Consider the following 13,636-nt stretch of genomic DNA (forward strand, 5'->3'; position numbering starts at 1 on the left):
CCGGATGTCAGTCGCAGCTGCAACCTACGGAGCGGGGGGATGAGAGACGGAGAAAAAAGCTAAAAATCCCCAAAATAGGCGAAACCCTCCGGGATATTCGCAAGAAATGCGATCTTGTCACGGATAACGGGCCTTGATCTGAATCCGGGTCATTTTTATATTAATATTAGCAGTCAATGCAGAGGAGTGCTAAGTTGCCATCCGAACAGGGAGGCTCGACAAGCTTTTTCCCATAAGGGCCACACAGCGCTGCAGTGACTGAGTCGGCTTGAGCAGCCAGCAGAAGTCGTAATGCGGAAGAAGGCAGCAGAAGGCAGGCGGCGGTGCCGACATTTCGAAACTTGGGATGGAGGGATCTTCGTGATGAAAACCATGTCATGGACTTATGCGCTGACGCAAACGCGAGGACGGGAATCCGGCGTCGGCAGCGCAGGGAGAAGAACGTACAAGCGGAGACTGCGGCGGCTGCTGCATCGGGCGGCCGGAGGATACTGGATGCCCTCGGCATACTGGGCGGATACGTTGATTTTTCCTGCTGAAGGAGGGGGACAGGCATGAGCCGGATTGCTTATCTCAGCACCTATATTCCCAAAAAATGCGGACTTGCCACTTACACGCACCACTTGAGGCAGAGTATTCGTGCCGCCAAGGGCTGGAAGGGCGTGGACCCGGTTCTCGCAGTAACCGATGCGGCCGATACGCTTCCCGCCGCCGACCCCGCGGTATGGCTTCTTGCCAAAGGAGAGCGGGCCGCTTACCGGAAGGCGGCCGAGAAGTTGAACAACAGCGACGTCTCCGTCGTGTCCCTGCAGCACGAATTCGGGATCTTCGGCGGGGAAGCCGGCCGGCATGTGCTTGAATTCGTGCGGCATCTGGACAAGCCGCTCGTGACGACCTTTCACACCGTATTCGAGCATCCGATGGAGCCTTACCGCTCCATCCAGCAGGAGCTGGCGGAGCGAAGCGACCGGATCATCGTGATGAACCAGCGGGCTGCCGGGTATCTGCAGAAGGCGTTCGGCATTCCCGGGAGCCGGGTCCGCTTCATCCCTCACGGGACGCCGATTCCGCTGCAGGGCGCCCGGGAGACGTTCCGCCGGGAAGCCGGCTGGACCGAGCGGAGGGTGCTTATGACCTTCGGTCTGCTGGGCCGGGGCAAAGGGCTCGAGATGGTGCTGCGCGCCCTGCCGGCGGTCGTCCGGGAAGTGCCGCAGACGCTGTATGCAATCGTGGGTCAAACACACCCCGAGGTACGAAAACATGAGGGCGAAGCGTACCGCGAGGAGCTGCAGGCACTCGTGCACTCGCTTGGTCTCGGGAACCACGTCGTCATGGTCGACCGCTACCTGGACGAGCCGGAGCTGGTCCGGCACCTCATGGCCTGCGACCTGTACCTCACCCCTTACCCGGGGATGGAGCAGATCACAAGCGGCACGCTGGCGTACGCCGTGGGACTCGGTCGTCCGGTGCTCAGCACCCCGTACAGCTACGCCCGCGATCTGCTGCAGGCACACGCCGAGCTCCTGATTCCTTACGGCGACGAGGTGCAGTGGAGCTTCCGGATCATCCGGCTGCTGACGGAGCCCGGGGCCCTGCAGAAGTGGGAGCAGACGATCGAGGAAATCGGCGCGGGCATGCGCTGGCCGCAGGTCGGCAGGGAGCATCTGGAGCTGTTCCGGGAAGCGGCCGAAGAGCTGCCCGTTCGGCAGGCGACGTAAGCCGGGGAGGTGTCGTGGCATGCAGGAACCATGGGTTTCTTTCGCACATCTCGAACGGATGACGGATGACACCGCGCTGCTGGAGCATGCGCTCGGCCGGACCCCCCGCCGGCGCGAAGGCTACACGACGGATGATAACGCCCGGGCGCTGTGGGCCTGCGTGGAGTGGCTGGAGGCCGAGGCTCGGCCGGAGCATGCTTCGGTCCTGCGCCGGCTGGCCGACCGGTACCTGTCGTTCCTTCTCTGGGCACAGCGTGGGGACGGGCTGTTCCATAACAACTTCAGCTATGACCGGCGCCCCGAGCCGGAAGTGCCCTCCGACGACTGTCTCGGCCGGGCGGTATGGGCGCTGGCGCAGGTGTGCAGCCGCCTGCCCCAAGCGGACCTGCGGCTGCCGGCAGGCGAGATGCTCCTGCAGGCTGCAGAGCATATTCCCCGCATGACCGCCCTGAGGGGCTGGGCTTATGCCCTGTCGGCCTGCTGCCTCCTGGAACACAGCCCCGCCTGGAGAGAGCAGGCGCCGCTCTACGGGCCCCTGTCCGCAGATGGGCTTGGATCGCTCATCCGTGAGCTGGAGGCGCGGCTGCTGGACGCCTTCCGGAAGGCTTCGGATGAGCGGTGGGTCTGGTTCGAGCCGCAGCTGACCTACGGCAACGGCCTCCTGCCGTGGGCCCTGCTCCGCTCTTACAGCGTCACGGGGAACCCCGAGGCCCTGGACGCTGCCCGCCGGACGCTGGACTTCCTGACGGAGCGGATGACCGCGCCTCAGGGCTGGATCCGGCCGGTGGGCAACCGGGGCTGGTGCGACCGCACATCGCAGGCGCTCTGGGACCAGCAGCCGCTTGAAGTGCTGAAGCTCTCCCTCGCCTCGCTGGAAGCATACAGACTGCTGCGGGAGCCCGCTTATCTGGAGACTGCGAAGCGCTGCCGGCTGTGGTTCCACGGGGAGAACGACGGACGTGTGCCGCTGGCAGACCCCTTGGATGGCAGCTGCTGCGACGGCTTGACGCCCGAGGGGCCGAATGCCAATCGGGGGGCGGAGTCAACGCTGGCTTACCTGCTGACCGAAGCGCTCCTTGCCGCAAGCGGCAGAGAGGAGGTGAGTGCGGTTGGAACGCACCTCGCTGTCATTTCCGATCGGGCCTTTCTCGAAGTTCCCACGCAACCCGATTCTCCAGCCCCAGGGCTCCACATGGGAAGCTAAGGACGTGTTCAACCCGGCCGCGATCGTGAAGGACGGCCTGGTGTATCTCTTGTACCGGGCGGAGGATCATACGGGGGAGGGCGTGTGGAACGGCACCTCCCGGATCGGCTTGGCCTGGAGCCGGGACGGCCTGACGTTCGAGCGGCATCCGGAGCCGGTCCTCTTCCCGACGGAGCCTTACGAGCTTCCGGGGGGCTGCGAAGATCCGAGGATCAGCTGCATCGAGGGGACGTATTACATGACCTATACGGCTTTCGACGGCATTACCGCAAGGTTGTGTCTGGCCACCTCCTCGGACCTGTTCCACTGGGATAAGCACGGGCTGCTTTTTCCCCAGTTTGACGACGGGGAGACCTACCAGTGGACCAAATCCGGAGCCATCGTCCCGGCCAAAGTGAACGGCCGGTATGTAATGTACTTTGGAGATACCGACATCTGGATCGCCTTCTCGGACGACGGCATCCGGTGGGAGTCCGAGGCGGAGCCGGTGCTCCGAAGAAGCGCAGACCCTGCCGCCTTTGACAGTCATCTGATCGAGCCGGGCCCCGCCCCGGTCCTCACGGAAGATGGCATCGTGCTGCTCTACAACGGAGCCCGGCTGATTGCGGCGGATGGAGGCGACCGGGGCAAGCCCTATTACAGTATGGGCCAGGCCCTGTTCTGCCTGGGCGATCCCCGTTGTCTGCTCCGCCGGACGCCCCATTCGGTGTTCGATCCGAGCACGTCGGACGAAGTGCGGGGGCAGATCGACTTTGTCGTCTTCGGCGAAGGGCTGGTGCACCACCGCGACGTATGGCTGCTGTACTACGGTATGGCTGACTCCCGCGTGGGGGTCGCCGCCTTCTCCGAGAAGAAGCCGCGTCCGTTCGACGCGTTGGCGGGTCAGCGGCAGAGTGAAGCCGCAGCAGGCCGTAATCCGCCCTGGGAGCTATAAAAATGCCCCAAAAGCCCTTGTCCCTCCTTTTCCAAAGGGGCAAGGGCTTTCTGTATGGAATGCACGGGATATCCGCTTACTTTTGAAGCCTCCGTCTACTGATCAACTTTGATCGCTCTGGCGCGTAATTCTTGCTCGAAGCGGCTTTTTCATCCTCCGACCCGCAACTGTACGCTGACTCAGCAGGAAGCGTCTCCTCTGTTCCCGCACCCTTACTTCGTCGGATCCCAGCCGTCCGATCCGGCAAGCACGCTCTTCGCGGTAATCGCGCTTGCTTGCGCCGTGGTCAGCGTCTTCGCCCAGCTCACCCGTGCCGTCGGATTGGCTCCGGCGCCTGTGCTCCCGTATTCATAATAACGGGCGGTCGCTTCATTGGCCGTATTGCCCCAGTTGTTCCAGCCTTCGGGACGGATGTGGGAATCCATCGCCGTGTTGATGTATGTGACGGCGGAATAAGGTCTCCAGGGCCTGCCGAGATACACCGTCTGATTGCCCGCCCCGTTTTTGGTCAGCCTGGAGTTCAGGAAGACATACCCGTATTTTTGCGACTGGTCCGTTGAGGCCGCCGTAACAAAGCCCGTGCCGAGGCTGCGGATCTCGCAGTTCTCGAACACCGCTGTCGCCGAGCCGAAGATAAAATCCACCGTACCTTCGATCTGGCTGTTATAGTAGTACTGCCGTCCCGTTCCCGTCGCATACAAGGTATCCTGGTACCCGAGAACTTTGATGTTCTTGAAGACCGCCCGGTCACCGGACACGTAGAGGGCTACCGCCTGACCGGCAGTAGGTCCGGCCGTATTCCGGAACGTAATGTCCCGGGCCTGGAAGTTGTTTGCCCGCACCATGGTGCTTGCGCTGTTCGTGGTGCTTCCCGCCGTGGAAGCCGTGTCGTTATAGGTCAGGATAGTCCCCAGGGTACTCTCGCCGAGCATGGTGATGTTAGGCTTGGTCGCAGGGATATTGATCTTTTCATTATACGTGCCGTTTTTGATATAGATCGTACGGGTTGTCGTGCTGTTGTCAGGAATCGAGTTGATGGCCGCTTGAACCGTCTTATAAGCCCCGGTTCCGTTTTTATCGACGACGATGGCTCCCGCAGGCTGGGTGGCAGCCTCAGCAGGGGACGGACTTCCGGGCAAAAAGGCAAGCAGGGCAGCGGCAGCCAGCAAGGGGGAGCGCAGCTTCTTCCATGGTCTCATTAGAATCACAACCTTTTCACAAAATGGATTGAAATGGGCTGCAGCCTAGGCAGCATAGTAGAGTGGGGTCATGCACCTCCTTTAGTGAAAACGTTACCAAATTAAACTTCGCTTTGTCTTGCTCTAGAATTGTCCGGTTTACTCTCTTATTACATATATTTGTCATTTCAAAGATAAAAAGGCAGTCTCATTCTTATAAAACAGCCTCTGAAACAATCATCAAATTCCGAGTTGACAGCTATGTTTTTATGGAATAAGATGGATACAGATTTTCTTTATGACCTAAAGAGTTGACCGTACGAACGGAAGCTCCTGTTCCTTTGCGCATCTGTAGCCCAGGCGGCATGCAGCGGAAAGGATAGGGGCTCTTTGTCGTTTAACAAGAAATGGAAGGTGCTCCCGATGTCCCGTTACAGTTATTTCTCTCATTTGCAGTGCCCGAAGTGCAGCCGGACCTTCTCCGGGGAGGTCGTGCAGCAGCTGTGTGACTGCGGCTCCCCGCTGCTGGCCCGCTACGATTTGGAGGGGCTGAGACAGTCGCTGCCCCGTCCCGAGTTGAATGGAAGAGAGGCCAGCTTGTGGCGTTACCACGAGCTCCTTCCCGTGGAGCATCCGGAGAACAAGGTTACGCTCGGGGAAGGGCTGACTCCGCTTCTCCCTCTGCCGAAGCTCGGAGCAGCGTATGATATCCCCCGTCTCTATATGAAAGACGAAGGCATCATCCCTACCGGTTCGTTCAAAGCCAGAGGAGCGGCTGTCGGCCTGTCGAAGGCCAAGGAGCTGGGGGTCCGGCAGTTCGCCATGCCGACGAACGGCAATGCCGGTGCAGCCTGGTCCCTGTACGCTGCACGTGCAGGAATCCGGGCGTCGGTCGTCATGCCGGTCGATGCGCCTCTGATCACCCGCGGTGAATGCGCCGCTTCGGGTGCAGACCTATATCTCGTCAACGGGCTGATCAGTGACGCCGGGCGGATGGTGGCCGGGAAGGTAGCCTCCGAGGGCATTTATGATGCTTCCACCCTCAAGGAGCCCTACCGCATCGAAGGCAAAAAAACGATGGGCATCGAGATCGCCGAGCAGTTTGGGTGGTCCCTGCCTGAAGTTATTCTTTATCCCACCGGGGGAGGTGTCGGCCTGATCGGCATCTATAAAGCACTCGGCGAGCTGCTGGAGCTTGGCTGGGTCGAAGGTCCGCTGCCAAGGCTCGTAGCTGTGCAGGCGGCAGGCTGCGCGCCCATCGTGAAGGCGTGGCAGGAAGGAGCGGCGCACTCGGAGTTCTGGACGAACTCCAGCACGGCAGCCTTCGGTATTAATGTGCCGAAGGCGCTCGGCGACTTCCTCGTGCTTGAGGCGGTTTATGCCACCGGGGGCTGCGCCGTCGCAGTGGAAGATGAGGCTCTGCTGGAAGAGCAGCGTCTGGCGGCTTCGCTGGAAGGGGCGTTCGTCTGCCCCGAAGGCGCCGCGGCATTCGCAGCCGCACGCCAGCTCCGTGAGAGCGGATGGATTGAAGACGGAGAGCGGGTGGTCGTTCTCAATACGGGAATGGGCATCAAGTACCCGGAGACAGTGCCAGTGGATGCCCCCGTACTCCAGCCGGGGGATGCGCTGCCTTCATGACGTTCGATACCGTCTATATGCTGGAGAGGCTGCCTGCCTTCTGGAAGGCCGCCGTCGTAACCTTTCAAGTCGCAGGCGCCGCGATTATTCTGTCCACGGCCGCCGGACTGCTGAATGCGGCCATTCTCTTCTTCCGCATTCCGGTTCTGAGGCTGGCCGTGAGAGTATACGTAGAGGCGGCGAGGAATACGCCGCTGCTCATCCAGCTTTTCTTTCTATATTTTGCGCTGCCCTCCGTCGGCATCCGGCTGTCCGGGTTTGTGACGGCCGTTGCCGCACTGACGTTTCTCGGAGGAGGCTACCTGACCGAGGTAATCCGTTCCGGTGTAGAAGCCGTATCGAGGGGGCAGCTGGAATCGGGTTTGGCTCTCGGGCTGTCCCGCTGGCAGCTGCTGCAGCATGTAGTGCTGCCGCAGGCGATCCGGATTACGCTTCCAGCCCTTTTCAGCAATTTTATTTTTCTGCTGAAAGAAACGACGGTGGCTTCCGCCGTGGCGGTTCCTGAGATTTTGTACACGACAACGAATTTCATCGCTCTTGAATACCGGACCTACGAAATGCTCTTTATGATGACGGCACTCTATCTGCTGATTTTCCTTCCCTTGTCCTTTCTGCTGGATTGGGTGGAAAGGAGGTTTCGTCATGGACGGCTCGGACTTTGATCTGCTGCTGCAGTCCCTTCCCCAGATGGGCAGGGGGGCGCTGGCTACCGCGGAGATCGCCTTGGCAAGCATTGCGTGCAGTGCAGCGGGAGGGCTGATATTCGGCGCTCTGAGAACTTCCAGGCTGGGGCCGCTCCGTGTGGTACTGCGGATCTACCTGGAGCTGTTTCGCGCGGTGCCGATCCTCGTATGGCTCTTCTTTTTCTTTTTCGGGCTGCCGATCTTCTTCGGAATCGATATCCCGAACTTCCAGTGTGCTGTGCTGGTATTGTCCCTGTGGGGCATTACCGAGATGGGGGAGGTGGTCCGTGGGGCGCTGCAGTCGCTGCCGAAGGGACAGCGTGAGGCTGGCCGGGCCATTGGACTCAGCGAACGGCAGCTGCTGATCCATGTTCTTCTGCCCGCGGCGGTCCGGCGGATGCTCCCGCCCGGCATCAATGTCTGCACGAGGCTCATCAAGACGACCTCATTAACGGTTCTCATCGGTGTGATGGAGGCCATCAAGGCCGGCCAGCAGATTATTGAACGTACAGGGGAATCGCTGCTGATTTACGGCTCTTTATTCGTTTTTTATTTTGCCCTGTGCTATCCGCTGTCCGCATTCTCGCGCCGGTTGGAACGGAGATGGACCTCCTGGAGCTGACCAGGATCAACCGGGTACATAGGTTCAACAGGAAGGAGGGGGGACGGTGGAACCGATCCTGGAGCTGAGGGGGCTGCGCAAATCCTTTGACGGCCACGAAGTCTTACGGGGCGTAGACCTGGAGGTGCGCCAAGGGGAAGTCATCGTGGTTCTGGGTCCAAGCGGCTGCGGCAAAAGCACACTGCTCCGCTGCCTGAACGGGCTGGAGCCTGCCGACTTCGGGACCTTTCGCTTTCATGGCAGGGAGCTGACCGGCAGGGGAGTCCCTTGGCGGGAGATCCGCCAGAAGATCGGCATGGTATTTCAGCGGTATGAGCTTTTCCCTCATTTGAATGTTCTGGACAACATCCTGCTCGGCCCGCTCAAGGTGCAGCGCCGCTCCCGTGAGGAAGCGCAGGCCCAGGCCGAGCGGCTGCTGGAGCGCGTGGGTCTCTCGGCGAAAAAGCACGCTTTCCCCCGACAGCTGTCGGGAGGGCAGCAGCAGCGCATTGCCATTGTCCGGGCGCTGTGCATGAACCCGGAGGTGATGCTTTTTGACGAAGTCACGGCCGCCTTGGACCCCGAGATGGTCAAGGAAGTGCTCGAGGTGATGCTCGGCTTGGCCCGTCAGGGGATGACCATGGTGATCGTGACGCACGAGATGGGATTTGCCCGTGCGGTGGCTGACAGAGTGGTCTTCATGGATGCTGGGATCATCGCAGAAGAGGGGGATCCGGCCGTGTTCTTTACGAAGCCGCAGACGGAGAGGGCCCAGCGTTTTTTGGATCAATTTTTGACTATCGAATCTTGGAGAGGATGATCGTGCTATGAGAAAAGGAACCCAGTGGCTGGCCGCGGGCCTGGTGATTGTGATGGGAATGCTGGCGGGGTGCGGAGGCCAGAGCGGCGGGAGTACTCCGGCCGCGGGCACGAGCCCTGCAGCCCCTGCAGCCTCCAAGGCGGAGGGGGGCGGCTACATACAAAAGATCAAAGACCGCGGCAAGCTGGTCGTGGGCGTGTTCACCGACAAGCCGCCGTTCGGGACGGTCGATGAGAAGGGCAACCCGACCGGCTTCGAGAATGAACTGGCCAAGCGGTTTGCCAAGGACCTGCTCGGCGACGAGTGGAAGATCGAATTCGTCACCGTAGAACCGGCCTCGCGGATCCCGTATCTGCAGAGTGACAAGGTGGATCTGATCGTGGCCAATATGACGGTGACCGAAGAGCGGAAGCAGGCCGTGGACTTTACCAATCCGAACCTGAAGGTTGCCACACAGGTGCTCGTTAAGCAGAATGCGGGCATCGGGAGTCTCGCCGACCTCAAGGGCAAGAAAGTCATCGTTACGAAGGGGACCACCGCCGATATTTTCCTGACCAAGAATCGTCCTGATGTCGAACTGGTGAAGTTCGACAAGAACACGGAATCGCTGCAGGCGCTGAAGGATGGACGGGGCGTGGCTTATGCCCAGGATAATATCATCCTGTTTTCCTGGGCCAGGAAGAATCCGGGCTTTACAGTTCTGCCGGAGAAGCTGGAGAAGGAGGCGCCTCTTGCACCGGCGGTCAAAAAAGGCAATACGGAGCTGCGCGACTGGGTCAACCAGGAGCTGGAGAAGCTTGGTCAAGAGAAGTACCTGCTCGAACTGTACAACAAGTATGTAAAAGAGGAGCTCGGACCGGAAACGAATCCGAACGATATCATCGTGGAAGGCGGAAAGTGGGAATAGGGACGTCCGGCGGTGAATTTGACCGTATCGGAGCTCCGTGGATTTCCTTTGCCCTGGAACTCTCCTTTCTTCCATCATGCATTTATGCTAGTGCAGACGATCTTTTTGGAGATCGTCTTTTTGTCTTTTCGCAGCTTCCAGGAAAGCAAGAGGCCGCGTCTTTTGCAAATGCTTCAAGCATCTATGAATATATTTGTATTTTTTTACTGATTTTTGCACCTTTCTGGCGCGATGAATCGTCTGACATGATGAGTGTGTGATAGGACATACAACGTGAAGGGCGCAAAAATGGTACAGGAGCGTGGAGCATGGGTGGAGCGACGATTGCGGACAAAGTATTCGGACTCGATGAGTCCTTATTGGAACGTACTGTAAACCGGCTGACCGGGGAATGCGGGGGAATCATCGGTTCCTGGACTTGCCAACCTCTAGGCGCCATGGAGGGGAATTTTGTGACCGACGGCGTCCTCCGGGTGGAGGGATGGTCTGAAGCGGCCGACGGGCCTATTCCCTGGTCCGTTGTTGTGAAAATGATCCGTTCCGACCGGACACGGGACGACTCTGCTCATTATCATTATTGGCGGAGAGAAGCGCTGGTCTACGGCTCCGGCCTTCTGAATTCCCTGCCGGGTGGTCTCAGTACCCCCCTCTGCTACGGTGTAGAGGAGAAGGACGACGGTTCGGTTTGGCTCTGGCTGGAGGACATCCCTGAAGATGGCATGCCTTGGGGTGAGGCTGAGTTTGCTTTTGCCGCGCGACAGCTCGGCCGATTCCAAGGGGCCTACCTGACGGGGACGCCTCTTCCGGACCATTGGTGGCTGAACCGGGCTTGGCTGCGGTCCTGGGTCCAGCAGTGCCGCGTACATAGGCCCTCTACGAAGCCCGAAGCTGTGATACACGCCTGGAGAAACCACGGGATAGAACAAATACTGGAGAAGTATGAGGAATTTTCACAGGTAATCGATCGTTGGGTGGATAGACTGGAACAGCTTCCCCGCACCTTGGCCCACCAAGACTATTATAAAAATAATCTCATCCTGCTCCGCAGTCCGTCGGATCAGTCGCCTCTTGGATTGACGGCATTGGATTGGCAGTTTGCCAGCTTGTCGGGTGTCGGGGAGGATCTGGGCCGCTTTTTTGGGCTTTCAATGACCAAGGGTCAGATTCCGGCATCCAGCTTTGCAAGATATCGTGAGCTCTTTATCGAGTGGTATCTGGACGGCCTTCGGGATGCCGGATGGAGAGGAGACGAACGGCTTCCCCGTATGGGTTTCCTGGCTTCCTGTGCCATCCGCTCCGTATGGGAGGTGCCCAAGCTTTTACATCAGGGTTCCTTGCAGGAGAACAGGCAGGGTGCTGAGCAGCGTCAGGAAGAATCGATCGACAGGCTGGTCCGGGTCACGGCACAGCAGATGGACATGGCTGAAGAGCTGAGAGGGCTAAGCGGGTTATTGTAAGCGTCTTTCTTTGTGTCTTCTATTGACTAATTATCCCCCCCTGTTTAGTATGAAAAATACCAATGAACAGCAACGATGTGTCGACGGAAGCGGAGGTCAGCAGATGCTCAAAGAGAAGATACGAGGAAGAAAGCCGGGAATCATCACCTACGGCATTACACCGCCCAAACAAAATCACCCGCCCGAGAAGGTGGCGGAGATCGCCAGGAAACAGATTGATCGCATTGCCGGCATCGGGATCGACGGCTTGATCATATATGATATCCAGGACGAGGCGGACCGGATCGACCAGGAAAGGCCTTTCCCTTACCTGAGCACCGTGGACCCGACTACCTACAGCAAGGAGTACTTGGGACCTCTGAACGTCCCTCATATCATTTATCGAAGTGTAGGCAAATATTCGGAGAGTGAGCTTTCGAAGTGGATCAGCTCGGACACAGGACAAGACCGGTACTCTGTCTATGTCGGCGCATCCTCGAGCAAGCAGGAAGTCAGGCTTGGCCTGCCGCAGGCCTATGAACTCAGCCGCAGTTTGAATGATAAACTACATTTCGGCGGTGTTGTCATCCCCGAGAGGCATCTGACTAGGAAAGACGAGCATCTTCGCATGGTGGACAAGATGAGAAGCGGCTGCCAGTTTTTCGTTTCCCAAGCGACCTATGATGTGGAAGCCTCTAAGAATGTGCTCTCCGAATACTACTATTACTGTCAGGATCAGGGGCTGGAGATGGTTCCGATACTGTTTAACCTTACCCCCTGCGGTTCGCTGAAAACGCTCGAATTCATGAAATGGCTTGGCATCAGCGTGCCCAAGTGGTTAGAGAACGATCTCATGCATTCCAACGACATACTGGACAAGTCCGTCCGGCTGACCCTGAAGATCATGGAGGAGCTTATGGACTTCGGCATGGAAAAAGGAATCCCCATCGGATGCAGCGTCGAAAGCGTATCTACCCGCAAGGTGGAGATTGACGCATCCGTCCAGCTTTTGAAAGATGTGAAGCGGAGCATGGAGAGCCGTCTCCTGCTGCCGCAAAGCCTGTAGATACCCTCCATTACAAAAGCACCTGCAAATGTGGACTTCCATGTTTCAGGTGTTTTTTTGCAGTACATTTCGAGCCGCAATCCGAGCTTTTCTCAGGTCGCCTCAATTTAGATCCATATGTATCGTGACCGGCTGTTCCCGGTTTTTGCTGCTGTCTCCTGTAGAAACTGCCTGCCTGCGGGCTATCCGTCTTATTGACTTTCAGTGAATTTGACGCGGCGGAATCCCGTGCGCTATAGTAAATCTCGAGTAATTGGTTGTAAGATTCAACTACTTTGGAGGCCTGAGATGAGATCGCGAATGATTCCCATGCTGGCGCTGTTTATGTTGATCTTTACAGCGCTCAACTACTATATAGGCTACCACTTGTGGATGTATCTTTCTTATATGCTGGATTTCGATAATTCGGCGGTCTATTGGATTCTCTTTTGGATCGTTGCCTTTTCTTATGTGATCGGCCGCGCAGGGGTTCGGGTCGTAGGAAGGTCTGTGGGACGAATGTTAAGGCAGGTCGGGTCAATCTGGTTCGGCGTAATCGAATATTCGGTGCTGCTGCTTCCTTTGGCTGATATGGTGTCGGTGATTCTGCGAGCAGGAGGCATGCCGACAGAGGATGTTCTCGAGCTGCTTGGCAGCTTGGTCTTTGTGGTCCTGGCCGCCCTCATGATCAGAGGATCGTATAACGCTTGGAATCCGATTATTCGCAGGTATGACATTCACATCCCGAAGAGCGGCGGCGGGAGGGAGAGCCTGCACGTGGCCGTTGCCTCAGATATCCACTTAGGTACCATTGTCGGGAATCGTCACCTTGGGCGCCTGCAAAAAGTGATGGAGGAGCTGAAGCCGGAGCTGATCCTGCTTCCGGGCGATATTATTGATGACGATATCGAGCCTTTCGTCAGGGAGAACATGTCCCTGGGTCTCGCGAAACTGAAAGCGCCGCTTGGCGTCTATGCCGTACTTGGTAACCATGATTATTACGGCGGCCACGTGCCTCAGCTTGTTAAAGAGCTTGCCGCAATCAACATTCGGGTCCTGCAAGACGAGCATGTACTTATTGAAGAAGGCTTTTACTTGGTTGGACGCAAGGACCGCACAGCGGAGTCGATGGAACCCGGCGGAAGGATGGCTGTTGAGGCTTTGACTTCTGCTATTGATAAAAACAAGCCGGTTATCCTAATGGATCACCAGCCTCATCAACTGGATAAAGCGGCTGCGGCAGGCGTCGATCTCATGCTCTCCGGTCATACGCATAGGGGGCAGATGGCTCCGAACCATCTGATTACCCGGCGTGTCTTCGAACTGGATTGGGGATATCTGCTTAAAGACCGCATGCACGCTATCGTTTCGTCGGGCTTCGGCACTTGGGGGCCGCCGATCCGCCTGGGCAGCCGCTCGGAGGTTATTGACATCCGGATTACCTTTGGAGTTTGATATGTCTTTTGAGTATA

14 protein-coding genes are annotated in these 13,636 nt (G+C 58.1%); 13 read left to right on the top strand and 1 reads right to left on the bottom strand.

Going from position 1 to position 13,636, the window contains the following annotated elements; genetic code table 11:
• Nucleotides 1-363 precede the first annotated feature (363 nt).
• The 4 genes from ACP26L_RS07225 to ACP26L_RS07240 are packed head-to-tail and all read left to right on the top strand — an operon-like array spanning nt 364 to nt 3,856.
• Nucleotides 364-558: a hypothetical protein gene (locus ACP26L_RS07225; protein WP_426451885.1), complete on the top strand. Its 195-nt coding sequence runs from the start codon at nt 364-366 to the stop codon at nt 556-558.
• Complete coding sequence (locus ACP26L_RS07230; protein ID WP_426451886.1) at nt 555-1,718, top strand: glycosyltransferase family 4 protein; 1,164 nt, start codon at nt 555-557, stop codon at nt 1,716-1,718. Before ACP26L_RS07225 ends, ACP26L_RS07230 begins: the two co-directional genes overlap by 4 nt.
• Before the next feature lie 19 nt (nt 1,719-1,737).
• Complete coding sequence (locus ACP26L_RS07235) at nt 1,738-2,922, top strand: glycosyl transferase (protein ID WP_426451887.1); 1,185 nt, start codon at nt 1,738-1,740, stop codon at nt 2,920-2,922.
• Between the two features lie 4 nt (nt 2,923-2,926).
• Nucleotides 2,927-3,856: a glycoside hydrolase family 130 protein gene (locus tag ACP26L_RS07240; protein WP_426451888.1), complete on the top strand. Its 930-nt coding sequence runs from the start codon at nt 2,927-2,929 to the stop codon at nt 3,854-3,856.
• Nucleotides 3,857-4,068: 212 nt separating this feature from the next.
• Here ACP26L_RS07240 and ACP26L_RS07245 read toward each other — a convergent pair whose 3' ends face one another.
• Nucleotides 4,069-5,055 carry a pectinesterase family protein gene (locus tag ACP26L_RS07245; protein ID WP_426451889.1) on the bottom strand — a complete coding sequence of 329 codons (987 nt, stop codon included), beginning with the start codon at nt 5,053-5,055 and terminating at the stop codon, nt 4,069-4,071.
• A 402-nt stretch (nt 5,056-5,457) separates the two neighbouring features.
• Between ACP26L_RS07245 and ACP26L_RS07250 the strand changes: the two genes are divergently transcribed.
• The 9 genes from ACP26L_RS07250 (at nt 5,458) to ACP26L_RS07290 (ending at nt 13,619) form a co-directional block, all read left to right on the top strand.
• The gene (locus ACP26L_RS07250) at nt 5,458-6,672 is read left to right on the top strand and encodes a threonine synthase (protein WP_426454848.1); all 1,215 of its coding nucleotides are present in this window, start codon (nt 5,458-5,460) and stop codon (nt 6,670-6,672) included.
• The gene (locus ACP26L_RS07255) at nt 6,669-7,334 is read left to right on the top strand and encodes an amino acid ABC transporter permease (protein WP_426451890.1); all 666 of its coding nucleotides are present in this window, start codon (nt 6,669-6,671) and stop codon (nt 7,332-7,334) included. Before ACP26L_RS07250 ends, ACP26L_RS07255 begins: the two co-directional genes overlap by 4 nt.
• Nucleotides 7,315-7,977 carry an amino acid ABC transporter permease gene (locus tag ACP26L_RS07260; RefSeq protein WP_426451891.1) on the top strand — a complete coding sequence of 221 codons (663 nt, stop codon included), beginning with the start codon at nt 7,315-7,317 and terminating at the stop codon, nt 7,975-7,977. The genes ACP26L_RS07255 and ACP26L_RS07260 overlap by 20 nt, the downstream gene beginning before the upstream one ends.
• 46 nt (nt 7,978-8,023) lie before the next feature.
• Nucleotides 8,024-8,776, top strand: a complete 753-nt coding sequence (locus ACP26L_RS07265) for an amino acid ABC transporter ATP-binding protein (protein WP_426451892.1) — start codon at nt 8,024-8,026, stop codon at nt 8,774-8,776.
• A 7-nt stretch (nt 8,777-8,783) separates the two neighbouring features.
• Nucleotides 8,784-9,683 carry a transporter substrate-binding domain-containing protein gene (locus ACP26L_RS07270; RefSeq protein WP_426451893.1) on the top strand — a complete coding sequence of 300 codons (900 nt, stop codon included), beginning with the start codon at nt 8,784-8,786 and terminating at the stop codon, nt 9,681-9,683.
• Nucleotides 9,674-9,943: a hypothetical protein gene (locus ACP26L_RS07275; protein ID WP_426451894.1), complete on the top strand. Its 270-nt coding sequence runs from the start codon at nt 9,674-9,676 to the stop codon at nt 9,941-9,943. Before ACP26L_RS07270 ends, ACP26L_RS07275 begins: the two co-directional genes overlap by 10 nt.
• 48 nt (nt 9,944-9,991) lie before the next feature.
• Nucleotides 9,992-11,140, top strand: a complete 1,149-nt coding sequence (locus tag ACP26L_RS07280) for a phosphotransferase (protein ID WP_426451895.1) — start codon at nt 9,992-9,994, stop codon at nt 11,138-11,140.
• A gap of 103 nt (nt 11,141-11,243) precedes the next feature.
• Nucleotides 11,244-12,185 (top strand): methylenetetrahydrofolate reductase, encoded by a 942-nt coding sequence (locus ACP26L_RS07285; protein ID WP_426451896.1) that lies wholly within the window; start codon nt 11,244-11,246, stop codon nt 12,183-12,185.
• A gap of 288 nt (nt 12,186-12,473) precedes the next feature.
• Nucleotides 12,474-13,619: a metallophosphoesterase gene (locus tag ACP26L_RS07290; RefSeq protein WP_426451897.1), complete on the top strand. Its 1,146-nt coding sequence runs from the start codon at nt 12,474-12,476 to the stop codon at nt 13,617-13,619.
• Nucleotides 13,620-13,636: the final 17 nt, after the last annotated feature.

The organism is Paenibacillus sp. S-38, assembly GCF_049942825.1.
Taxonomy (GTDB): Bacteria; Bacillota; Bacilli; order Paenibacillales; family NBRC-103111; genus Paenibacillus_G.

What these genes read in the sequence shown, in the direction of transcription:
- ACP26L_RS07225 (WP_426451885.1), top strand. Translation starts at nt 364, where the DNA reads ATGAAAACCATGTCATGGACTTATGCGCTGACGCAAACGCGAGGACGG.
- ACP26L_RS07230 (WP_426451886.1), top strand. Translation starts at nt 555, where the DNA reads ATGAGCCGGATTGCTTATCTCAGCACCTATATTCCCAAAAAATGCGGA.
- ACP26L_RS07290 (WP_426451897.1), top strand. Translation starts at nt 12,474, where the DNA reads ATGAGATCGCGAATGATTCCCATGCTGGCGCTGTTTATGTTGATCTTT.
- ACP26L_RS07235 (WP_426451887.1), top strand. Translation starts at nt 1,738, where the DNA reads ATGCAGGAACCATGGGTTTCTTTCGCACATCTCGAACGGATGACGGAT.
- ACP26L_RS07245 (WP_426451889.1), bottom strand. Translation starts at nt 5,055, where the DNA reads ATGAGACCATGGAAGAAGCTGCGCTCCCCCTTGCTGGCTGCCGCTGCC.
- ACP26L_RS07260 (WP_426451891.1), top strand. Translation starts at nt 7,315, where the DNA reads ATGGACGGCTCGGACTTTGATCTGCTGCTGCAGTCCCTTCCCCAGATG.
- ACP26L_RS07285 (WP_426451896.1), top strand. Translation starts at nt 11,244, where the DNA reads ATGCTCAAAGAGAAGATACGAGGAAGAAAGCCGGGAATCATCACCTAC.
- ACP26L_RS07270 (WP_426451893.1), top strand. Translation starts at nt 8,784, where the DNA reads ATGAGAAAAGGAACCCAGTGGCTGGCCGCGGGCCTGGTGATTGTGATG.
- ACP26L_RS07280 (WP_426451895.1), top strand. Translation starts at nt 9,992, where the DNA reads ATGGGTGGAGCGACGATTGCGGACAAAGTATTCGGACTCGATGAGTCC.
- ACP26L_RS07250 (WP_426454848.1), top strand. Translation starts at nt 5,458, where the DNA reads ATGTCCCGTTACAGTTATTTCTCTCATTTGCAGTGCCCGAAGTGCAGC.
- ACP26L_RS07255 (WP_426451890.1), top strand. Translation starts at nt 6,669, where the DNA reads ATGACGTTCGATACCGTCTATATGCTGGAGAGGCTGCCTGCCTTCTGG.